We start from the raw sequence: 22,884 nt of genomic DNA, 5'->3' as shown, positions 1-22,884 counted from the left end.
AATGGGTGTGCTTACACGTTTCCGGGGGGAAAACACGGTCTGGCAAAAGTGTAGCGGTATTAGGATCACTTATTTAGGATATAAAGATAACCCACACCCTCGCTATGAGTATATCGCGCCTTTAGCTTTCGTAACCAGACTGGTCGCTCTGCAAAGTCTTCACTCATTTCTAATGTATGCTGTTGATCATACTGATGGCTGGCGAACCACGCCCCAACAGCTGCGTTCGACGAGCAATCAATATAAAAAGAGCGCCAACCATAATGTTGAAGGAGTGCCTGTATAAATTTAAAGTCGTTAACGTGATGCCCGATAGTTGTGCTAAGAACATTTTTTGCGTAACGACTCCACTTGAGCATTTCACTAGGTATACATCCATGTCCGTCAAAAGAAGTTTTGACCGAAGGCAACCCTGGATCTCCGTATCTAGTATTTTGACCACGGAATAAGACATCAGTACCATGCTTGGAAAGTATATTCTCTAGTTCATTCAGGGAGTTGGCTGTGTATAGTTCCAAACTTTTTCTCCATTCGAATCTAAAGCGGGCTAAAAAATACCCACTTCCTAATTAATCATCGCTTTGAAATAGTAACTTTAACTAACTTCCTAAAAGTTAGCTGTAGCTAACCTCTAAATTATTAGAACTGCGTTATCAATTTATTGCGGCCTTTCTGAGCCGTTGCGGGCACGCTGTCAGACGACTCAGTCTGACGGAGCCCCGATTCATGAAACTGACCTCTCTTGTTTTCCTGCCGGCTCTGCTGCCGGCATCCGTATTGGCCGGTACGGTCGTCTTCACCGACAGTCAGCATCTGCCGGCAAATCTGCCGCCGGACGTGCCGGTGGTCCTTCTTGATGGTCCTGACCAACTGCAGGCCGAGATGTTCGGGGAACTGCCTGCAGACCCGCAGCAGGCCGGAGCACAGGTCAGGCAGGTTATGGCATCATCTGCCTGGCAACAAAAACAGCTGCAGCTGAATGATTCCTATCGCCAGGTGGTCCGGGCCTGGGAACTGGGCATTAAAAAAGTGCCGGCCGTGGTGTTTGATGACCGCGATGTGGTGTACGGCACCACGGATGTTGACGTGGCCACTTCCCTGCGTAACCGGGGAGGTGGTCAGTGAATACAAAACCTTCCCGCATCAGAACCACGGTGTGCTCGCTGGCGGTTGCCACGGTACTGGGTACGGCAACCGCGCCGGCAGCTGTTGCAGCACTTAACACGGCGCAGATTATTGCCAGCGCCGTATCGCAAAACTGTATCAGCTGGCGTGTCAGTGGCATCTGTTACTGGCTGTTCTGCACCCCCTTTGGCTGCAAGGTGCGCACGTCGGTCAAAGTCACCCACTTCATTCCTCAGGCAGTCGTTTCGACCTATGTAGCTCCGGGCGGCAACCCGTGGCAGGAAATGGCGTTTGTCAGCCAGACCGCCGGCGGGCTGGAAAGTGCCGTGACCAGCGGGCTTTCCGGTGTTTCTGCCGGAGGAGCCAATCCGGCCGACATGAAAAATCCCGGCCAGCGCAAGTCCGCGGTGCGTTTCAAGTATGCCGATGCGATTGGCCACCCAGCCACCTCCCTGATTGGCGGCAGTATTCCGGGCTATTCCTGTGATACCGCAGCCACCCCGTTAATGCCTTACTTCCTGAGTACGCTGGATTCGGCGGCCTGGCGCACGGGCCTACCGGAGTCCCTGTATCCGGAGGCGCTTGTTCCCGGCCAGCGGGAAATCGGCAGTCAGGCAGCAGCCAATATGTGGGGCAACATCTATCCCCGTTCGGGGTTTATCAGCCAGACCGATGATGACAAAGCCTCTGCCGTGGTGGCGCAGCGTGTGGCAGACATTATCACCCGCGCCGGCCAGCCGCATGTGTATCAGGTGCTTAAGGGCAACCGCCATGACGGGTACTGGCCACCGGGCGAGGTCACGGAAAACACCGGCACGCGCAATCACAAATGGCAGCGGCTGGCTCCCCACATGACACAGTCATGTGCCGTCTTCCCGGACGGGAGCCCCACCGCAGCCAGCGATAACAACGAAGCCTTTGCGCTCTGGCAGCCCTACAGCTGCTGCAAAAAGCGCGGGCAGAAATTTCTGGGCAGCACTGATATCTGATGAGGAAAATCGTGAAAAAATCACATTCATTTTCAGCCGTTCGCGTAAGCCTGCTGCTGACCGGCTCCCTGCTGACCGTTCTCCCGGCCGCGCACGCGGCCGATGATGACAATACCATTCTCGGCATGTCCCTGCCGCAGGTGAACAACAGCGCCATCGGTTACGGCAAGTCCGTCGATGGTGCGGTGTCGGACAAACTGTTCTATACCCTCGGCGGCGGCTCGGTCATTTCCCAGCCGGCCACGCGCGGCAATATGCAGAAGCTGGGGCTGAATACCGGCTGGAGCAGTGACCTGATGTGCGGCAATTTTGACCTGAAAACCACCGTCGGCAACCAGCTCAACGGCGTCACATCCGGCTTTAAAAACCTGATGGGCGACGTGATTCAGGGGGCCACCGGCGCGGTGGCCAGTCTGCCGGCGATGGTCATTCAGCGGGCCAACCCCGGTCTGTATGACATGCTCACAAACGGCGTGCTTCAGGCCAATGTGTCATACGACAAGGCGCAACTCAACTGCCAGAACATGGCGAAAAAAATGATGGACTTCAGCGACAGCAGTAACTGGACGCAGCAGGCCATGATGGATGAATACAAATCCATCGTAAACAGCGGTGATGCTGACGCAGTACGTGTTGATGACGCAGGTCGCAAGGCCAGCGGCACGTCAGGTAGTAACTGGGTTGGCGGCCAAAAACGTGGGGGGGCGGGGCAGCCCGCGATACGTGTCACCCATGACCTTGTCGCTGCCGGCTACAACATGATGAACGGTCTGCCCGTCACGTCTGATTCGACTGTCGGCGAAAGCAGCTGTAACGGTGGCGCATGCTCTAAATTCGGCAGCGCTGAAGAGGCGGCGGCCATGACCGTGAAGGTGCTGGGCGATCGCTCGATGCGCACCTGTGCCAACGCGAGCGAATGTACCAGCGGTGATGCGGATGACCAGCCCGGTACGACCGTTGCCGGCACCGGCTTTGCCCCACTGCTGGAAGAGGCAACCAAAACCAACGCTGAGCAGCTGGTCAGGCTCGTCAACGGTACGGAAAAGCCCACGGCCGCGAATCTGGCGAAGCTGAAAACCGGCGGACTGCCGGTGACGGCCGGCGTGATTAAAGCCCTGCAGCGTGATCCGGATAACGCGGCCCTGACAGCCCGTCTTGCCGGCGAGCTGGCCATGTCTGACACGGTGGAAACGGCGCTGCTGATGCGTCGCATGATGGTTACCGGTATGTCGGAGCCGAATGCCGCTGCCCAGCCAAAGGCCATTGATACCGCCGGTCAGCGTATCGAGGCGCTGGATCGGGAAATCGCGGCGCTGAAAAACGAGATGGAGATGAAGCGTGAACTGTCACGTAATTCAGTGCTGACCATTATCGACAGGGAGAATCAGCGCGTCGAAACCAACCCGCAGACCCAGTCAGATGACAATACCGACAGTCGCTTCAACCAGATGGCAGCGCCGCAGTCGGCTGAATGAGGGAATAAGGATGCGTAATAAAACGACTGTCAGGAAAGTCCTGACCCGTACCGGCATCTTCCTCGCCTGCATGGCGCTGTTCATGGTGGTCTCACTGATGATGGCTGACACCGCCATGAAACATCCGACTGAAGCTGCTGCATTCCGGAGCTGGATGCAGTCGACGCGTTACGGCTGGCTGATGTGGCGGCTGGCGCTGTATGCGCTGGTTGCGTGGGGCCTCTGGAAAATCCGGCATGCGCCGGGCTTCCGGGAGGCATACCGGCGGCCGCTGCTGCGCATCAGTGTGGTCAGTGTGCTTTTTATCGCGTTGTGTGAGTACGCGATGTTTACCGGTCCGGGAGTCTGAAGATGACGACAAACAGCTATCTTGAGTATTTTCTCACGCTGCTCGGCTGGGTGATCAATAACGGTCTGTGGAATGTCCTGCTGAGCACCGGCCTTTTTGTCCTTCCGCTGGCGTTTAAGGTGGTGGGTATCTGGCTCAGGGTCCGTGAAGAGGGGGAAGATGAAGGCAACAAGGGGATGCTGTCGCTACCCCGTATCGAGAACGCGCTGTATGCTGGCTTCCTGGTGATGATTGCCTGCTGCGTACCGCTGATTAATGTCAGCCTCAGTACGATGCAGTACGACACAACCCGGGCAAAGAGCTGTGGTGTGTGGACGCCCAAAGCGCCGGATGAAAGCGGCTATGCCGGCGTGGTCACCAGTCTCAACGACCAGACGGCTGCAGCACCGGTATGGTGGGTGCTGATTCATAAACTCTCAAAAGGGGTCACCCAGGCGGCCGTGGCGACCATTCCCTGCCGCTCTGACATGCGGCAGATCCGCTTTGAAGTGCAGCATACGCGTATCGACAACAAAGCGCTGGCGCAGGAGCTGCAGGACTTCACTAACGACTGCTATTCGGTCGCGTTGTATCTGTGGAAGCAACAGGATCAGGGCCAGACAAAGGACAAAACCACGCTGCGTGATATCGAATGGATTGGCAGCAGTACCTTCCTGAGCCGGTATTATCCTTCGTTGCAGTCCAAACTGCCCCGGGCTGCGTTCCCGTGGACCGACAGCCGGGACAGCGGCCGGCCCAACACCGGAAGAGGAGGCTATCCCACCTGCAGCGAGTGGTGGAGCAGTTCGGACACCGGACTGAAAGCACGGGTGAAGGACCAGGCCGACCCCGATATGTGGCTGCGTATCTCGGCCGCAATGAAAATGTCAGGCTTTAACGACAGTGACTATCAGGAAGCCGTCATCCGTCGTCTGGTCAGCCCGGAAAGCCTGACGGTCTCACAGAATGGTCACGTGTATACCGGCTATGGCGGCAACGCCGATTTTACCCTGGATAATGCAGCGGCACGCGTGGCGGCTATTGGCGGGACATCTCTCGGCAGTCTGGCGGCGTTCCCGGCGTTCGATGCGATGCGACAGGCGCTGCCAATGGTGCAGGCTATCCTGCTGATGGCAATATATGTCATGTTGCCGCTGATTCTGGCGTTTGCTGCTTACGAGTTCAAGACCGTTATTACGCTGACTTTTGTAATATTCGCCCTGAACTTCCTGACGTTCTGGTGGGAACTGGCGCGTTGGCTCGACAGCTGGCTCCTGACAGCGTTGTACAGTTCAGACACACACAGCCGCTTTAATATGGCGGGACTGCAGAACAGCTCAGATGACCTCATTATGAATCTGGTAATGGGAGCGATGTTTATTGTACTGCCTGCCGTTTGGCTGGGAGCTCTTTCGTGGGCAGGGGCCAGCTTGGGTGTCGCTGTTAGCGCTGCCTTTCAAAAGGGTACTGAAACTGCTCAGAATACAGGCGGGAAACTTGGAGAAGCTGCTGGTAATGCTATCGGTAGTAAAGCAACCAAAGGGTAGTTTTACTGGCCCAGTTAATTGGGCCTAATCTTCACTCGGGGATTTGTAAGGAGCGCCATCATATTCATTATTGATGGCGCTATTCATTACAAATTCATCATGAAAATTATTTTCATCTTTCTTTTCATTAAAACTATTTATTGAAGCATCTTTAGAGCTAAATAGCTGCGTCTAATAGTAGATCACTCTGAGGGAACTCAGCCCGGATTGTGCGATCTGATCAATCGCCAAACATCACAAATCACCAACCGGACTGAGCGATGACGATCATAGCACCCATACCCCGCGACGAGCGACGCCTGATGCAGAAAACTATCCACAAAACGCGGGATAAGAACCATGCCCGCAGACTGACCGCTATGCTGATGTTAAGTAGAGGCGCCAGCGTCAGCGAGGTTTCCCGCACACTTTGCTGCGCGCGTTCATCCATCGGACGCTGGATTAACTGGTTTACACTATCTGGTGCTGAAGGTCTGGTCTCCCTGCGTCCCGGCCGTGAGCGCAAGTGGCCATTTGAGCTGATTTGCAGGCTACTGGTACTGCTCGTCATCCGTTCTCCCGGTGATTTTGGCTATCAGCGTTCCCGCTGGAGTACTGAACTTCTTGCCATAAAAATTAATGACATAACGGGCTGCAAATTACATCCCGGGACAATCCGTCACTGGCTGCCTTCGGCGGGTCTGGTATGGCGCAGAGCGGCTCCCACTCTGCATATACGTGACCCACACAAGGATGAAAAAATGGCCGCGATCCGTAAGGCACTGGATGAATGCAGCGCTGAGCATCCGGTGTTTTATGAAGATGAAGTCGATATTCATCTTAACCCTAAAATCGGCGCTGACTGGCAGGTGCGTGGGAAGCAGAAACGTATCCCCACACTAGGCCAGAATGAAAAGTACTACCTTGCCGGCGCGCTGCACAGCGGCACAGGAAAAATCAGCTATGTGGGCGGCAGCAGTAAGGCTTCATCCCTATTTATCAGCCTGTTAGCGCATCTCAAAAGTACGTACCGACGGGCAAAAACGATAACGCTCATCGTGGACAACTACATTATTCATAAGAGCGAAAAAACGAGAGCATGGCTGAAAGCGAACCCGAAATTTAATGTTATCTATCAGCCAGTTTATTCACCGTGGGTAAATCACGTCGAACGGGTATGGCAGGCGCTACACGATACGATAACCCGTAACCATCGCTGTCGTTCAATGTGGCAGTTATTGAAAAAAGTACGCCATTTTATGGATACCGCCAGTCCATTCCCGGGAGGAAAACATGGACTTGCAAAAGTGTAGCGGTATTAGACGCAGCTATTTAGTGGATAAATGGTTATTGCAACGTTTAAAGGCCTCATGCGAACAATGGTTATTACCGCCTTGTTTACATGAAAGAAGTGGAGACAGATTAGCTCAGTGCACCAGTTTTGTGGTTCACTATGCGATAATTTTTCTTTGGCTGTTGTGTGAATATGCAATATTATCAGTTAGTTATAGATATAACATATGCATCGAACCAGGAAAGCTATCTGTTCGAAGGGCGACTGGATGGTGTCGCGGTTGATGCAAAAATGCATCATGACTCAACCCGCCGGATGCGCGAGCTATGTAAACGCAAACCCGTTACCACTCAGTTTGCCCATGATTTCGACAGCGGCCGACGGCTTGAACAACGAATTTTTACCGTCAGCTCATAGACACTTATCCCACCGCTGCCATCAACGACAGGTGATATTGCTCTGATAAGCAGCGGTCGGAGCGATATTGTTTACCAGAACAGTTCCGTCTGCACGCCCACGCTAAATTGATCTTTCTTTTCATCTGTGAAGGTAAATTCATCAATACCGTTATCCAGTACTTTTAACCAGGTGCCGTAGAATCGTATTTCAAACTTCGAGTTAAACGCACTGCTTCCTAATTTTAATGCGTGGTAAAGAGTGGTTTTAACCCCTGACTCGTGGGTTTTTAAACCATTATTATTGTTTTGCTGGTTAAAATAACCTAACTCGATACCTGTCTGGTTGTACTTATTGAAAATGTACGCGGGGCGAACTACCGCCCGAACACTTTTGAAATCGGTATGTGCACCGGTTTCATAACTGTAGACGTCATTACCACCGGAGAATAATAAAGTATGTGCAACGATAACATTATCGACAGGGTAAAACTCTCCCTGTTCACCGAAACGCCAGGCAATACCATTGGTATGATCGCCATAATAATAACGTCCAGTACCAAAATTAGATGACGCATCATAGATTTTAGCGAAACTACTGGCGAAGGAGTTGTTAGCCACCTGCATACTATATTCAGTGAATCCGTCACGAGAGAGTTTATTATTGATGATACCGGTCAGAAGCCATGCATCCTTCATCTTATAATATTCACCGTCATTTTGTGATGAACTCTGTCCGTCGCTTTTATTCGCCATCGCATAGCGACCATACAGATCCCAGGTCGTATTCGTTGTCAGTGGAAATTTCCGAAGGCGAACATCAAGACTGTTGGTGTTTACCGCCTGGGTGGTGGTGCGATCTTTGGAATAATTATCTAAGTCTTCCCGACCCAAACCAATTGCCAGTGTCCCTTTACCCAGTGGAATATCTTCGATCCCTACACCAGAAGCGATTGCGCCTTTGTGGTAAGAGAAGTCCAGCATCTTAAATTCCTGAGCGCGTAACTTGTGGCGTCCTACCCAGAAAGTTGCATCGGGAATAGCGCTGATAAATCCTTTTGTTGTCACATAAATATCTGAAAACTGCATCATGTTTTCACTGGTTGAATCGAAGGGTTCTTTGACATAAGTTTCACCAACGTTACCATCCATCAACACAATAGCTTTTGCTGTTCGCCCATCCTGGTCATATAATTTCTGACTAAACAGTAAGTCATACCAACTGCCGTGTTCGTTGCCAAAACGCCCCAGAGAACCAATGGCCCAGCTCTGCGGGCTGCCATTGCTGGCAGTCCCCCAACCGGATCGGAAATAGCCGTGAAATGAAAAACCAATTTCGTCTTCGATGGCTTTCGACAGTTCTTTGATATTCATATCTGCTGGTCGCCGGGTACTGTTTTTGGTCTTTGGTTTTGCCTCTGCTTCCTGTTGCTGAATCTTATCAATTGGACGAGCAACCTGTGCATGGGTATCCACGGCCGGGTTTAGCAGCGCGGGATTTGCCGCAGTAACGTGGTTCGTTTTCTTCTCTTTCTTTTTATAAATGGCGAGTTCATGTAATGCTTTTTGGAGTTTATCTTCGGTAGTTTGTAATTTACCCTCCGTATTTTTTGCATTTTGTTCAAGCAGGCTCAGTCGTTGCTCCACGGATAATGATTGCGCCCATACCGGTTCGGAACACATCAAAATAAAAGGTAATAATGTAATCCTGGTTTGCCAGTTCGACATAGTTTTCTATTCCTATCATCATTAAGTTGCATCACAGGGAGGATGCTTATATTTATGAAAACATAACAAAGGATATGAACTATTCCGCGGCTGACAAAGGCATTGTCACCGCTACTTTATATAAAATTAATAAACATCAATATACAGCCATTGAGAAATGAATAACTCAGCAGCAGAAATTACCCTGCTGCTTTATAGGATAATAAGGTTAAGTTAAATCTTCACCGTGTGATGCAATGCACTTTTGATACCAATAGAAAGAATCTTTTTTGTAACGCTGATAACTTCCTTTACCCTCATCATCAAGATCAACATAAATAACACCATAACGTTTAGACATTTCAATCGTACCACAGGAGACAATATCTATGATCCCCCACATGGTGTAGCCAAGAAGTTCTACACCATCAATGACGGCTTCTTTCATTTGCAAAACATGCTGACGTAAGTATTCGATGCGGTAAGGGTCGTGAATGCGATGATCACTTTCGAGAATATCGGTGGCACCAATACCGTTCTCAGCGATAAACAGTGGGATACGGTAACGATCGTAAAATTGGTTTAGCGTGATACGTAACCCGATGGGATCAATTTGCCACCCCCAGTCACTGGCTTTCAGATACGGATTTTTATTACCACTGACCAGATTCCCGCCCGTGGTTTCCCATGTTTTGTCTGTTGTGGCTACCATCGACATATAGTAAGAAAAACTCAGGAAATTGACAGTATTGTTGCGGAGAATTTCATCATCATCCGATTCTTTGTGGATCCTGATTCCGTTGTCGTTGAAGTAGCGCTGCATATATGCCGGATATTCTCCACGGACCATAACATCGGTGTAGAAATAGTTTGCGTATTGTTCTTTGTGCATTGTTTCCAATACATCTTCAGGCTTACAGGTTGCCGGATAAGTGGTAAAGCGGGCGATCATCCCGCCGATCCGCGCTTGCGGCAGAATTTCCCGAGCCAGTTTAATAGTGAGCGCGTTAGCAATAAACTGATGGTGTAGACACTGGAAGATCGCGGATTCATAATGATCTTCCTGGTCTTTGATGACACAGACACCATTATAAGGATTGAATTTTCCCGCATTGATCTCATTGAACGGTAACCAAAAATCTACCCGATCACCCAGTTTTTCGAATAAAACCCTGGCATAGCGCAGGTAGAAGTCGACCAGTATGCGGTTTTTCCAGCCACCATATTCTGTCACCAGATTTACCGGAATATTGTAATGGAGCATGGTGGCGAAGACTTTCATTCCCCGTTTGTGACATTCATCAAACAGATCGATATAGAACTTAATTCCCTGTGGATTTGGGTGTTCATCATCTCCGTTAGGAAAAATGCGTGACCAGTCAATAGAAGTGCGGAAAATCTTCATTCCCATCTCTTCCATCAATGCAAGGTCATCAGAATAGCGATTATAAAAATCAATACCCCGTGTGAACGGATAGTTGACCGCTTCAATGTTGTGTAAAGCGGCATTGAAACGTTCGGACGTCATATTAATATTACGATTATGATCACGTTCCGCACGATTCCAGCTGGGGTTAAAATAGCGAATGTTCTGCGTATCTAACCCTTTACCATCCTGCGCATAACCCCCATCGGCTTGTGCAGCTGAAATAGCGCCACCAAATAAAAAATCTACATCAAATCCTGTTTTCACTTAACATCTCCTGTTTTATTACCTGACTCAATGCGTAGCAAGACCACGGTCAGCAAATAAGCTACGCAGAAACTTATCGCCGCCCCGCTTATCGCAAAAACAATATTCATTGAATTATTGGGGTCGATAAACACGGGAAGGGTGGTTAATCCTGTTGGGGCCAGAGTCATGCGTTTGACCCCCATAATCCCAACAAATAATCCACCGACAGCACCGGCAACCAGCACCGCGTAGAAAGGTTTTTTCAGCTTCAGATTCACGCCATAAAGGGCTGGTTCAGTGATACCCAGCAGGGCGGTAAATCCGGCACCACTCGCCAGAGCACGAAAATCCGCGTCCTTGCTGAATCTTGCCGCCGCCAGTGCCGCCGCCCCCTGAGCAATATTTGACACCAGGAAGCCTGCGCCGATCATGTCAAAGCCATTGGTGGCAAGCGACTGGAAGGTTATCGGCATGGTCACGGCATAATGCATTCCGGTCATGATAAAAATGGGTGAGAAGACCGCCATAATAAAGGGCAACAGCCAGATACAATGGTCATTAACATAAGTTATGCCGACGCCAATACCTTTGCCGACAAAGTCACCAAAGGGCGCAATAATGGTTAACCCGAGTGGCACCATGATCAGCAGAGTCAGAAAGGGTTTCATAAAGAACAAAATAGCGCGTGGTGACAATCTTTCTGACAAGCTTTCCGCCCATGAAGCGATCCATACCATCAGAATGACCGGGATAACCGTGGAACCATAATGAACCAGTGAAACCGGAACATTAAGGAAACTAAGCGGGCTACGAGTGGCAACCATTGCTGTGAAGGTGGGGTGCAATAACATCCCGCCAAGTGTCATGGCGACAAACGGGTTCATACCAAACTTCATGGCGGAGGTGTACGCCAGCATGATCGGTAAAAAGTAGAAGGTTGTATCCGCTGCAAAATTAAGAACGACCCATGTCTGGGAGGTTTTTTCCATCAGACCGGTCATGGTCAGGATAATCAATAGCGTTTTCAGCATTGCTGCGCCGCTGATCGCAGGCAGGATCGGGGTAAATATCCCCGAGATGATGCCAAGAGCTTGTGAGACAACATTCTCTTTTTTCATCTTCTGCACGTCCGCAGGATCTTGCCTTACTTCAGCGGGTGTGGCGTTACTCTTGTTATTTTTTAAAAGCGTAATAGCGGAGAAAACATGGCCAACCTGTTGTCCTAATATCACTTGAAATTGACCACTACTTTCTACTGCCCCCAACACACCAGGCAGAGCGGAAACCGTTCCTTTATCTACCGGATCCATTGTATTGAGTGTAAACCGTAAACGCGTAGCACAATGCGTGACATCTTTGACATTATTCAGACCACCAATTCTCTCAATGATATCTTTTGCGAGCTGCTGATAATTCATTGTTGTCTTCCAAAATAATATTATGTTAAGGAGTGATACCTTTTACTTATAATTTAAAACCCTGCTACTTTTGAAATTGCTTTTCACTAATTCATCCCCGATTATAGGTATTAAAACAGCACAAACAATATTCAAACCGACCGATCACAGTAACAAAAAGTAAGGTGATGTGATGCATAACCAGGATCTCGACACTCAGCTACGGCAGATTACCGAAAGTGAGCGATTTTATCTCAATAATCCCGGCGAAATCAGCCCTAAGTATAAGAATATAAATAAGAAAAATGTCAATGGACAGCAGGTGTACCGTTTCGAACATCCACGTGTCAGTCAGACGGGGATTGAGATAAGTAAGGATTCTCGCTTCACTTCTGTGCCGCTGCATACCCACACCAATGTCAATATGAACTATATCTATTCTGGATCATGCACCTATGTGGTTGACGGTAAGGAAATTACGTTAAATCAGAATGATGTTTGTATTTTTGATACTGATGTTATTCGCAGTAAAAAGACCATTGGTGAGAATGATATTGTGATAAATATTAGTCTTAGCAACAGCTTTTTCTCCAACTATTTTCTTAGTCGCCTAACCCAGCAAAATATTCTGACCGGTTTTATACTGACTGCCATTTCTGCGACCAGGCAGCATGATAACTATCTCATCTTTAACACTCAAAATAGTCAAAAGATACGGGAGTTATTTATCTTTACCATGGAGGAGTACGGCAGTGATAATCTCTATTCACGCGAACTGATTGACTCATATCTGTCAATTATTTTCATTGAGTTGTTACGTATTTTTCATGCCAATAAAAACAAACAAACTATTCAGCTGTCAACTGATAAAACGGGTGAGATAATCAGCATCATCAGCTATATAGAGAAGAACTATCTGACATGTAGTCTGACTACGCTGGCAGAAAAATTTAACTATCATCCTAAATATCTCTCTCATCTGATTAAAGAAAAAACCGGGAAGTCATTCAAAGAGATTCAGTTACTGCAAAGAATGAAGGTGGCGGCTACCTACCTGACTAACTCCGCTTATCCAATACATGAGATTGCAGAAAAGGTCGGTTTTTATAATAAAAACTCCTTCTATGAAAAGTTCCGGGAACACTTTGGTATGACGCCGAAACTGTATCGGGATAGCAACCATCATGGGTAGCAGGCCACAAAGGAGTGACACCCCCTGACATCAGTACACAAGGGTGACTCTGGGTGTTTTGCTGCCCGCGGTTTTCCTATACCATTCTGCTATCGTTTCAATGTGCCTGTTCGGAGAACGCATGGCCCCTTCCAATGTGGAACATCACACGACTGATAGTCATGAAAGCCGCTTTTATCGTGAGGACTTTCCATTTTTCTGGATCGTGAATGTTCACGCAAAATATACCCAGTTAATGGACATTGAATTGAAGAAAGTGGCGATGGATGTGTCACGTTTCCGTGTGTTGATGTTGATCCACCAATACCGTAAAGCCAGTATCTCGCAAATATCCCAATATTCCGTCAGTAAAATGCCGACAGTCACCAAAATTGTAGGCAGGCTGCGCGACGATGGGTTGGTTGAAACCAGGGTCAGTGAGCAGGATGGGCGAGTCACCGAAGCAATACTGACTGAAGCGGGTACTCGCAAGGCTTTAGCTGTGATGGAGATAAGCCAGCGTATTTTCACCAAAGCGTTTAAAGGTATCTCTCCGGCGCAGGCGCGCAAGATGAACCAAATTCTGTCCGGCATACTCGACAATCTGGATGATTGAGCATTCCACTCCGATGTCTTTCCTCTGCGTCCCATGTCAAAAACCATCCGATATGACGTAAAAAATGAAGCCGAAAAACTATTTTTTTGGTCTCATTTTTCCTGTAAAACCAATAACAATTATCCATATTTGCATTGGGTGTTTTTATTTTTTCACTATAAAAACATATTGATAAATCATTTTTAAGACGAAGGCTTGTCAGGTTAACGTATTCTGACATAAGTAAATTATATGTGACAAATTACTTGAATATTCACATATTCGTGACAGGCGTAAATCCACAACAACAGTCGTGTGAATGCCACTTTTCCCCTTGTCGCGGATACTGCAATGATGAGCAATAGTGTTGGTTTTTTTTCAAAATTTACCCGAGGAACGGGCAATCTTTCCTTCGCGGTGAAAGACACCATTGATGTGTCTGGTTATCCCACCCAGGCGGGCAGTCGGGTTTTCCTGCATGCACCACCCGCAGCCCGCAACGCCCGCATCGTTCAGCAGTTTCTCGATGATGGCTGTCAGTTATTGGGTAAAACGATGCTGCATGAACTGGCGTTTGGCGTGACTGGGATCAACCACTGGGGTGGGACACCGGTTAATTACTCTTTCCCGGATATTATTCCTGGCGGATCATCAAGCGGTTCTGCAACGGTAGTTGCGGCAGGTTGTGTTGATTTTGCCATCGGTACTGATACCGGCGGTTCGGTGCGTATGCCTGCGGCCTGTTGTGGCGTTGTCGGCCTTAAACCGACGTGGGGTTTGATAAGCCGTGTCGGCGTCACGCCGAAACACAGTTCACTTGATTGTGTGGGGTTTTTTACTCAGACGTGCGGAACCCTGTTGCAGGTGATGGAGAAGGTACAGGGAAAAGTGGCAGACCGCTCAATCTCCCTGCCTGCTATTGGAGTGATGAAAGGCCATGCCACTGAAGTGATAGATGCTCTGTTGGCACAGCGACTGCAGCCTCTCAGTGCAGCAGCCACAACAGTGGATTTGACCTATTTCACGGAAGCTCACCAGGCCGGATTGACCCTAATCAGCCATGAGAACTGGCAGGCTTACGCTTCCATCATTGACGCAGAGGGCATTTCGCCAGATGTTGTTACGCGTATTCGGGCAGGGTCTGCCGTCACCGCTGCGGAGCTGGCAAATGCGGAAGCCGTGCGGGAAAAATTTTCTGAAGCTTTGGACCACCAATTAGCCGAAACGCCGCTGATAATTTTACCGACATTGCCAGAATTGCCTCCTACGTTAAGTGAAGCTTCCGATCCATTAAATGTGGTGAATCTGACTCGATTAATCAGACCTTTTAACCTTAGCGGGCACCCGGCTATGAGTTTACCCATTGGCGTAATTGATGGCCGTCCGGTCGCTATGCAGCTTATCACGCATAAAAACCATGATTTGAATTTATGTGTTTATGCAAAGAAGCTGGTTGAATCTTTTACCTGATTATATTTTCTGAACGCGAGATTTTTTCTTATTCCTGTTTTCAGGAAGGGCAGCATGTGGAGGTTATATGTTACAGACACGATTAGCTATGAATGCTGAAAATACCCACTGCGATATGAGTATTTTACTGCAGGAATTAAAATCCAGAGGGGAGGAGTTTGAAAATCAGAAATATATTACCCATGACATAATTGAGAAGTTCAAAGAACTCGGTGTTTATCGGGCATTAGTACCCAAAAAATATGGCGGTACAGAAATGACACCGGCGCAATTCTGTCAGCTGATTGAAACTATTTCAATCGCTGATGGGTCGGCTGGCTGGGTTGCAAGTTTTGGTATGAATCCTTTTTATCTTGGAGGATTACCGCTCTCAACGCTGGATGAAATTTATCGCAATGGCCCGGATGTGGTCTTTGCGGGCGGAATTTTTCCTCCTCAAAAAGCCATGGTTACAGACAAAGGTTTTGTTGTTTCTGGCCGTTGGGGTTTTGCCAGTGGATGTATGGGGGCGAGCTTGATTGGCGTGGGTATTGTGCCGGAAAACGGTGAGGAAAAATCGTTGCCACGTATTGCCGTATTGCCAAAAAATCAGACCACCATTGATCCCGTATGGAATACCGTGGGGCTGGCAGGCACAGGCAGCCATGATGTGGTTGTGGACAACGTCGTTGTACCCGAAGAATGGACGTTTATCCGAGGTGGAAAACTTAATCTTCAGGGCGATCTCTACCGTTATCCGGTGTTGTCACTGGCGACTCAGGTACTGGCGGTGGTAAGCGCCGGAGTGGCCCGTGCGGCACTGAATGAAATATACACCATTGCCGGTCAGCAGCGTTCGGTAACAGGGGCGCCGCGGCTGGCGGATCGGCAGTTTGCACAACGGGATGTGGCGCATTGCGAGGCAGAACTTAATTCGGCTCGAAGCTGGTTTTATGACGCTATCGACAAGGTGTGGCAAACCCTTTGCCGTGGCGATGCACCCCAGGATGAGGACGTCAATTTGCTGCGCCTCTCAGCAACCCATCTGACACGCGTTGCCGCAAAAGTCACTTCAAAAACGTTGATGTTGGCCGGGATGCCGGGCATCTCCATGCGCAGTCCATTACAACGTTACGCCCGCGATTCCATGGTCATCACTCAACACGCCTTCATGGGTGAGCTGACCTACATCAACGCCGGCAATATGTTTTTTGGGCAGTCACCTTTGCCCGGTTACTTATAACCAACAGGAGTACTACATGAGCCAGACAGATTCAATTCGGGTGCTGTTTTGTATTGGTGTGAACCAGAATTTTTTTGATGCTACGCCGGAAGTAGCAAAACAGGTTTGGGCAGCCTTTGGCGAAATGATGAAAGGGATTGAAAACATGCCAGGCATCACCGTGCTGGGCAATATGGACGATGACAAAGTGATGGTGGGACCTTCCGCAGGTTGGCCATGGACCACGTATGTCCTCGCTGATGTACAGGATTTTGCAACCGTCAGCGCTGCCTGTAACTTATTCCGCACCGTCATCGTGGGCGAAGGACCGTATCGACTGTGGAAATTTTGCAAAGTCGAAGCACGCACCGGACGTGAGTTAATTATCCAACAGTAAGAGGCTGTTATGCAGATGTCTGAGCAACAACACCTTTTATCAAGACTGGATACGCTGGAGTCTGAGGCGGAAATTCGCAGAGTTATCAGTCAGTATATGCATTTATGTGATGACCTGCGTTCTGAAGATAGCGTTACACAAATTGGGCAACTTTTTACCTGCAATGCCGAATGGGCAGGCATTGGTGAACTCTATGCCGAACGGCTGGGGAATTATAAAGGGCGCGCGGCTATAGAAGCGATGATGAGAAAGTATGTCACTCATCCGGCCCATTTTAGAATCAACACGCACTATTTAAGTTCTGAGTTTATTTATCTAAATGAGATAAATGAAGCCACTGGCCGCTGGAAGATGTTGCAATTGTCAACCTTCAATAATGGCCAGTCACATTTAAACGGTGCCGAATTAATTATTGAGTTTCGCCGTGAAAACAACATCTGGTTAATAAACCATTTCACTACGCGAAACCTATTTAGTCGCCCGATCGATTATTGGCATTCCCCCAGTGGATTGCCCGTACCAGAAACCAAACGGGCCTGATAAATATTGGAGATGGAGTAATGCAAGATATCCCGGTAAAAAATATTGATTGTACGCCCAGTTCACAGGAGCTGGCGGCTCTGGTGAAGTCGGACCGTGTTCATACCTCTCTCTATACTTCAGCCGAAATTTTTGATGTAGAGATCGATAAAATTTTTTCCAATACCTGGATCTGGGTGGCTCACGAAAGTGAGATACCGGATGCCGGTAGTTTCAAATCCTCATTTGTCGGTACTCAGCCGGTCATTGTTGTACGTGACAGAAAAGGCAATATCAATGTGTTGTTGAACCGCTGTCGTCACCGCGCCGCAACAGTTTGCGAACACCAGAGTGGCAAAACCAATAACTTCGTTTGTCCTTATCACGGTTGGGGTTACGGGCTGGATGGTGCGTTGCGTGGAGTACCTCATCCAGAAAGCTATGCCGATACGCTGGATAAAGCCAACCTTGGCATGATTCGTCTACGTACAGAAAGTTATGCCGGTATGGTCTTTGCCACTTTTAAGGACGATATCGAGTCGCTGGTCGATTTCCTTGGACCCGCGAAAAAATGGATGGATTTATTTATGAAGCAAGGTGGCGGCTACCCGATCCAGGCCACGACGGCTCACCGTTTCCGTTTCCCAGGGAACTGGAAAATCCAGCTGGAAAACACTACCGACGGTTATCATTTTCCCATCGTTCATAAGTCTTTCCTTAGCTCAGTGGATAAACAGACTGAAGAAATGCTGAATTTTGTTGATGGCAGTGGCTTTGTTGAAGACCTGGGGAACGGCCATAGCGTGATGGTAATGATTCCGGAGTTGATTGATCTTGAAGAGAATCTTGATGCGCCGATTCCCGATCGTTTTGTTGAACTGGCCCAGGTATTACGTGACGAAGGCCATGCAGAACTGGAGGTCCGCCGCATAGTCCGCGCCGTAGGCGGCTGCGGTTTTAACCTCAACCTTTTCCCGAATGTGGCCTGTTCGATGGCCTTTTTCCGTGTACTCCAGCCGATTTCAGTTAAAGAAACTGAAATTCACCATGTAGTGATCACCATGAAAGGCGGACCGGAAGCAGCCAACCAGGCACGTCTGCGTATGCACGAACATTTCCAGGGACCGATGGGTTTTGGTACGCCGGATGATTCCGAAGCCTGGGAACGTGTCCAGCGCGGGTCATCTGCCGGGGATGATCTGTGGATCATGCTAAACCGAGGGTTGCCGGGGGAAGTGACCACCGAAGATGGCCTGCGCAGTGACGTCAGCGCGGAAACCGGGATGCGTGCCGCCTATCAAAAATGGAAAGAGTACATGACAGCAGAAACACGGGGGCAGCAATGACCGAGCAACAGGCTTTATTTTCCGCCATCAGTTTTATCAATTATGAAGCTGATGTGCTGGATCAGGAAGAGTTCAACCACTGGCTGACGCTGTGGAAACCGGAAGGGTTGTATGTCATCCCTATCGATCAGAAAACGGAAGATTTCGCTAACACGCTCAACTATGCCTACGACAACCAGCATATGCGGGAAAAAAGGGTTAACCGGCTTTACAGCGGGGAATCGATATCCACTACGCCACGCGCCAGAACCATTCGCATGCTGGCACGTTACCGCCTGCTGCATGCCAGCGAGGAACGGGTAGAAATCCGCTGTGCGCAATCGTTGTGGGAATACCGCAAGGGTAATGCCCAGCATTATGTCGCCGATGTCACCTATACATTGGTGCCAGAGGGCGAAAGCTTTCTGATCCTGAAGAAAGTGATTCGGGTGATCAATGGACAGGATTTCCTGCGCAGCATTGGCTACATCATGTGAGGTATCGAATGAAAAATGTTGCCCTGGTGACAGGTGCTGCTTCCGGGCTTGGGGCGGTGATAAGTCGCTATTTGTGGTCTCAGGGGTACGCGGTTGTGCTGGCGGATATTTCACTATCAAGTGCACAACAAATGGCCCGTGAGATCGATGTTAAAGGTCAGCGCACGGTGGGTGTACAGCTGGATATCCGTGACAGTGATGCATTTTCCCATGCTATTGACCATTGCGTGGCGCACTTTGGCGGACTGCATGTGCTGGTCAACAATGCGGCGTTGACACTTGCTACGCCAGTCATGTCAATCACGGTGGAAGAGTTTGATCAGGTGATGACCACGAATTTGCGCGGCACCTTTCTTGGTTGTCAGCTGGCAGGGGGTTATTTCGCCACACAGCAATATGGTCGCATTATCAATCTGGCCTCACTGGCGGGACAGAATGGCGGCACGGCCTCTGGCGCACATTATGCGGCTTCCAAAGGGGGAATTCTGACACTCACCAAAGTGTTTGCACGGGCGCTAAGTCACGATGGCGTTACGGTGAATGCCATTGCACCGGGGCCAATGAATCTCCCTTCGGTTCATGCAATGGTCCCGGACGATAAGATGCAGGCGCTGCTTCAGATGATCCCGGTTGAGAAATTAGGGGAACCAGAATTTGTCGCGCAGGCGGTTGCCCTGTTGGCCTCACCCGCTGCGGGCTTTGTTACCGGAGCGACCTGGGACATTAATGGCGGAATTTACATGCGCTAAATGCCACCGGGTTGGTTATCCAATCCGGTTTCATCTGATGCAGGAGCATTGAATGTCAGAAATATTAAGAGTACGCGTCAGCGAACGTGATGTGCAGGGAGCCGAGGTGGTCGTGCTGTCGCTTCAGGCGATTGATGGGACTAATTTACCGGCTTTTAACGCAGGTGCCCATATCGATTTGCATCTTGCCGACGGACTTATTCGCCAGTATTCATTGTGCAGCAGCCCGCAGGAACGTCATTACTATCGTCTTGGTATCCTTAAAGATCCAGCTTCGCGCGGTGGCTCGCTGGCTGCACACCAATTACAGATTGGTGATGAAGTAACCATCGGTGCGCCACGCAACCTTTTTGCTCTGGACATGAGTGCTGAACATACCTTGTTGTTTGGCGGTGGTATTGGGGTGACACCGATGCTAGCTATGGCAGATGAACTGTACCGGGCAGGGAAGTCATTCGAATTGCACTACTGTGGCCGTGCGCGCGAGCGTCTGGCCTTCCTCAGTGAACTCGCCACCTGTTGCTGGGCGCAGGCAGTGCATATCCATGCGGATGACGAAGGTGAAGAACAAAAGTTGAATCTCAGCGCCGTATTGCCCCGTCATCATATTGATGGGCAAGTGTATGTTTGTGGCCCGGAAGGTTTTATGGATTGGGTCATCACCTCGGCACAGCGAGCAGGTTATGCCGATGAACGTATTCACAGGGAATATTTCAATCGCGAACTCGCCATCAGTGGTAAAGCCTTTGAAGTGGAAGTGCCTGAGCTGGATCTCACTGTCACCGTCAGTGAGAAAGAGTCAATTGTCGCTGCATTGGCGCGAGCAGGTATCAAAGTAAAGGTTTCCTGCGAACAGGGGGTATGTGGGACTTGTCTGGCCAATGTCGCCAGTGGCATCCCGGAGCATCGGGATGAATATCTCACCGAAGAAGAACGTTTGGATAACGATCAGATTCTGCTCTGCTGTTCACGTTCGAAGAGTGAGCGTCTGGTAATCGAAAACTTTGAATTCGTGAAACTAAAATAGAGAGGCAAATAATGAATCTTATGACCGACTTTCGTAATGCGATGGCGCAGCTGGGAAGTGCTATCACGATTATTACCACCGATGGCCCTGGTGGAAAATATGGCTTTACCGCCTCTGCAGTTTGTAGTGTAACGGATGAACCTCCGACATTATTAATTTGTATGAATCGTTCATCCTTTGCCAACAGCAAATTTAAAGAGAATGGTGTGCTGTGTGTCAATATTCTATCGGCACAGCATCGTGAATTGTCTGGGGTGTTTGCCAATGGCAAATTGCGTTCGGATGAGCGTTTTCTTCATGATAACTGGCAGACTCTGACCACTGGCGCACCGGTGCTGACGTCGGCAATCGCCAGCTTTGATTGTACAATTGGTGACTGTCATGAGGTCGGCAGCCACAGTATTTTTTATTGCCCGGTACAAGACATCGGTTTTGGTCAGGGGGAGCAGGGATTAGTTTATTTTAATCGTCAGTATCATACGCTGGCTGCCAGCCTATAAATTCTTTCCTGTTCAAAAAGGTAATCAGTATTTCTTATATTTATTCATCGCGATGAATATATTCGTCTGTTACGCCGCTAACAGACGATATTTGGATTTTTTCACCTGCATGAACGGAGATGATGATGAGCAATGACGTTACCAACGGTGATTTCAGCCGAAAAAATATGCGCAAGTTAATTATTGGTTCTTTCCTTGGGAACTCACTGGAATGGTATGATTTTTTTCTTTATGGTACTGCCGCTGCATTAGTTTTTGGGTCATTATTCTTTCCGGTTCAGGACGATCCGCTCATCAGCACATTGCTGGCATTTTCTGGCTTTGCCGTAGGTTTTATTGCCAGACCCTTAGGTGGCATTTTATTCGGTCATATTGGTGATAAATATAGCCGGAAAACAACCCTGATTATTACCCTGACCCTAATGGGGGCTGCCACATTTCTCATTGGATTACTCCCGACCTGGCACCAGGTTGGCGTACTGGCACCGATTGCCTTGATTAGCCTGCGCTTTTTGCAGGGCGTTGCATCCGGCGGCGAATGGGGAGGAGGGGTGTTGATGTTGAGTGAGAACGCGCCGGAAGAGAAAAAAGGCTACTATACCGCATGGAGCCAGGTGGGTGTTTCGGGTGGTTTTGTCCTCTCGGCGTTGGCTTTCTGGCTGGTTCAGCTGCTACCGGAAAACGCGTTCATGACGTGGGGCTGGCGGATCCCATTTCTGATGAGTGTGTTCATTTTTCTGGTTGGTATTTATATTCGAAAAAACATACGCGAGAATAAAGAATTTACGCAGCTGAAACAGGCCAGTGATACAGAACCGGAAGCAAACGTACCTGTAATTGAGATTTTTAAAAAATATCCCAAACAACTTCTCCAGGCCATTGGTCTGCGTTTGCCGGAAAACGGCGCAGTCTATATATTTTTCACCTTTTCAGTGGTGTTCTGTAAGCACGTTGGTATCGCCAGCGACAAAATTATCGCGGTTGTGACATTGGCAATGATGCTGGAGATTTTCTCTATCCTGTTCTGGGGATGGTTATCCGATAGAATCGGGCGTAAAACTATTTATTATATTGGTGTCATTGGTCTTCTTCTCACCGCCTTTCCTTTCTTTTCATTATTGGCCAGCGGGAACTTTTCATTGATGATGCTGGCAATGATGCTCGGCTTACCACTGTGCCATGGTGCGATGATCGCAGCACAACCCTGCATCATGAGTGAGCTGTTTCCGGTGGAAGTTCGTTATACCGGTCTGGCTCTGGGACACGAAATCGGCGCGGTAATTTCTGGCGGTATCAGCCCAATGATTGCCGTGGCATTGTTATTAAAATATGACCATTGGTGGCCAATTTCAGTAATGCTGCTGGGCTTTGCGCTGGTAGCCCTTATCGCATTGCTAGGGTGTGTCCCGTAACTGTTTTTTGTACAATCTGGCACCTGTTTTGACCACAAAAGTACCTTTAACATGGCTCGTTACGATTTCCCTGATGATGCATGGGCGATAATTTCTCCCATGTTGCCTGC

At 49.0% G+C, this 22,884-nt stretch carries 22 protein-coding genes; 18 read left to right on the top strand and 4 right to left on the bottom strand.

Annotated elements, in window-relative coordinates; translation table 11 throughout:
• Positions 1-65: 65 nt before the first annotated feature.
• A complete protein-coding gene (locus ABK821_RS08620; protein WP_395033920.1) occupies positions 66-518 on the bottom strand; it encodes an FRG domain-containing protein in 453 nt (150 codons plus the stop codon).
• 208 nt (positions 519-726) lie between these two features.
• On the opposite strand from ABK821_RS08620, the gene ABK821_RS08615 reads away from it, so the two are divergent.
• From ABK821_RS08615 to ABK821_RS08590, 6 genes are all read left to right on the top strand, one after another.
• Positions 727-1,125, top strand: coding sequence for a TIGR03757 family integrating conjugative element protein (locus tag ABK821_RS08615; protein WP_343178041.1), 399 nt, complete (start codon positions 727-729; stop codon positions 1,123-1,125).
• Positions 1,122-2,114, top strand: coding sequence for a TIGR03756 family integrating conjugative element protein (locus tag ABK821_RS08610; RefSeq protein ID WP_343178042.1), 993 nt, complete (start codon positions 1,122-1,124; stop codon positions 2,112-2,114). The genes ABK821_RS08615 and ABK821_RS08610 overlap by 4 nt, the downstream gene beginning before the upstream one ends.
• A complete protein-coding gene (locus tag ABK821_RS08605; RefSeq protein WP_395033919.1) occupies positions 2,114-3,589 on the top strand; it encodes an integrating conjugative element protein in 1,476 nt (491 codons plus the stop codon). Before ABK821_RS08610 ends, ABK821_RS08605 begins: the two co-directional genes overlap by 1 nt.
• A gap of 10 nt (positions 3,590-3,599) precedes the next feature.
• Entirely contained in the window at positions 3,600-3,938 is a 339-nt protein-coding gene (locus ABK821_RS08600) for a hypothetical protein (RefSeq protein WP_343178044.1), read from the top strand.
• 2 nt (positions 3,939-3,940) lie between these two features.
• Positions 3,941-5,464: a conjugal transfer protein TraG N-terminal domain-containing protein gene (locus ABK821_RS08595; RefSeq protein ID WP_343178045.1), complete on the top strand. Its 1,524-nt coding sequence runs from the start codon at positions 3,941-3,943 to the stop codon at positions 5,462-5,464.
• 260 nt (positions 5,465-5,724) lie between these two features.
• Positions 5,725-6,756 (top strand): IS630 family transposase, encoded by a 1,032-nt coding sequence (locus ABK821_RS08590; RefSeq protein WP_395033918.1) that lies wholly within the window; start codon positions 5,725-5,727, stop codon positions 6,754-6,756.
• 469 nt (positions 6,757-7,225) lie between these two features.
• Here ABK821_RS08590 and ABK821_RS08585 read toward each other — a convergent pair whose 3' ends face one another.
• The 3 genes from ABK821_RS08585 to ABK821_RS08575 all read right to left on the bottom strand — a co-directional run bounded on the left by ABK821_RS08585 (position 7,226) and on the right by ABK821_RS08575 (position 11,932).
• Positions 7,226-8,860, bottom strand: a complete 1,635-nt coding sequence (locus ABK821_RS08585) for a carbohydrate porin (RefSeq protein ID WP_114261275.1) — start codon at positions 8,858-8,860, stop codon at positions 7,226-7,228.
• A gap of 208 nt (positions 8,861-9,068) precedes the next feature.
• On the bottom strand, positions 9,069-10,532 hold the full coding sequence (locus tag ABK821_RS08580; protein ID WP_343179111.1) for a family 1 glycosylhydrolase: 1,464 nt from the start codon (positions 10,530-10,532) through the stop codon (positions 9,069-9,071).
• On the bottom strand, positions 10,529-11,932 hold the full coding sequence (locus tag ABK821_RS08575; RefSeq protein ID WP_051691498.1) for a PTS transporter subunit EIIC: 1,404 nt from the start codon (positions 11,930-11,932) through the stop codon (positions 10,529-10,531). The genes ABK821_RS08580 and ABK821_RS08575 overlap by 4 nt, the downstream gene beginning before the upstream one ends.
• A 172-nt stretch (positions 11,933-12,104) precedes the next feature.
• On the opposite strand from ABK821_RS08575, the gene ABK821_RS08570 reads away from it, so the two are divergent.
• The 12 genes from ABK821_RS08570 to ABK821_RS08515 all read left to right on the top strand — a co-directional run bounded on the left by ABK821_RS08570 (position 12,105) and on the right by ABK821_RS08515 (position 22,774).
• Positions 12,105-13,103, top strand: a complete 999-nt coding sequence (locus ABK821_RS08570) for an AraC family transcriptional regulator (protein WP_343179112.1) — start codon at positions 12,105-12,107, stop codon at positions 13,101-13,103.
• 121 nt (positions 13,104-13,224) lie between these two features.
• Positions 13,225-13,698: a MarR family winged helix-turn-helix transcriptional regulator gene (locus ABK821_RS08565; RefSeq protein ID WP_036114653.1), complete on the top strand. Its 474-nt coding sequence runs from the start codon at positions 13,225-13,227 to the stop codon at positions 13,696-13,698.
• Between the two features lie 330 nt (positions 13,699-14,028).
• A complete protein-coding gene (locus ABK821_RS08560; RefSeq protein ID WP_343179113.1) occupies positions 14,029-15,147 on the top strand; it encodes an amidase in 1,119 nt (372 codons plus the stop codon).
• 67 nt (positions 15,148-15,214) lie between these two features.
• On the top strand, positions 15,215-16,369 hold the full coding sequence (locus tag ABK821_RS08555) for an acyl-CoA dehydrogenase family protein (RefSeq protein WP_225545477.1): 1,155 nt from the start codon (positions 15,215-15,217) through the stop codon (positions 16,367-16,369).
• A 16-nt stretch (positions 16,370-16,385) separates the two neighbouring features.
• A complete protein-coding gene (locus ABK821_RS08550; protein ID WP_036114559.1) occupies positions 16,386-16,745 on the top strand; it encodes a hypothetical protein in 360 nt (119 codons plus the stop codon).
• Positions 16,746-16,760: 15 nt separating this feature from the next.
• Positions 16,761-17,285 (top strand): nuclear transport factor 2 family protein, encoded by a 525-nt coding sequence (locus tag ABK821_RS08545; RefSeq protein ID WP_343179114.1) that lies wholly within the window; start codon positions 16,761-16,763, stop codon positions 17,283-17,285.
• Between the two features lie 20 nt (positions 17,286-17,305).
• Positions 17,306-18,610 carry a Rieske 2Fe-2S domain-containing protein gene (locus tag ABK821_RS08540; RefSeq protein WP_036114556.1) on the top strand — a complete coding sequence of 435 codons (1,305 nt, stop codon included), beginning with the start codon at positions 17,306-17,308 and terminating at the stop codon, positions 18,608-18,610.
• On the top strand, positions 18,607-19,086 hold the full coding sequence (locus tag ABK821_RS08535) for an aromatic-ring-hydroxylating dioxygenase subunit beta (RefSeq protein ID WP_036114552.1): 480 nt from the start codon (positions 18,607-18,609) through the stop codon (positions 19,084-19,086). The genes ABK821_RS08540 and ABK821_RS08535 overlap by 4 nt, the downstream gene beginning before the upstream one ends.
• A gap of 8 nt (positions 19,087-19,094) precedes the next feature.
• Positions 19,095-19,835 (top strand): SDR family NAD(P)-dependent oxidoreductase, encoded by a 741-nt coding sequence (locus ABK821_RS08530; RefSeq protein WP_036114550.1) that lies wholly within the window; start codon positions 19,095-19,097, stop codon positions 19,833-19,835.
• Between the two features lie 52 nt (positions 19,836-19,887).
• Positions 19,888-20,862 carry a PDR/VanB family oxidoreductase gene (locus tag ABK821_RS08525; protein WP_036114548.1) on the top strand — a complete coding sequence of 325 codons (975 nt, stop codon included), beginning with the start codon at positions 19,888-19,890 and terminating at the stop codon, positions 20,860-20,862.
• Between the two features lie 11 nt (positions 20,863-20,873).
• Complete coding sequence (locus ABK821_RS08520) at positions 20,874-21,362, top strand: flavin reductase (protein WP_036114545.1); 489 nt, start codon at positions 20,874-20,876, stop codon at positions 21,360-21,362.
• 167 nt (positions 21,363-21,529) lie between these two features.
• Positions 21,530-22,774, top strand: a complete 1,245-nt coding sequence (locus ABK821_RS08515) for an MFS transporter (RefSeq protein ID WP_395033931.1) — start codon at positions 21,530-21,532, stop codon at positions 22,772-22,774.
• The last annotated feature ends 110 nt before the right edge of the window (positions 22,775-22,884 follow it).

Origin of the sequence: Klebsiella sp. KE9456, from assembly GCF_043832615.1 — a bacterium.
GTDB classification, from domain to species: Bacteria; Pseudomonadota; Gammaproteobacteria; order Enterobacterales; family Enterobacteriaceae; genus Klebsiella; species Klebsiella indica.
Note: the sequence above shows the minus strand (reverse complement) of the source record. Positions and strands in the feature narration are given on the sequence as shown.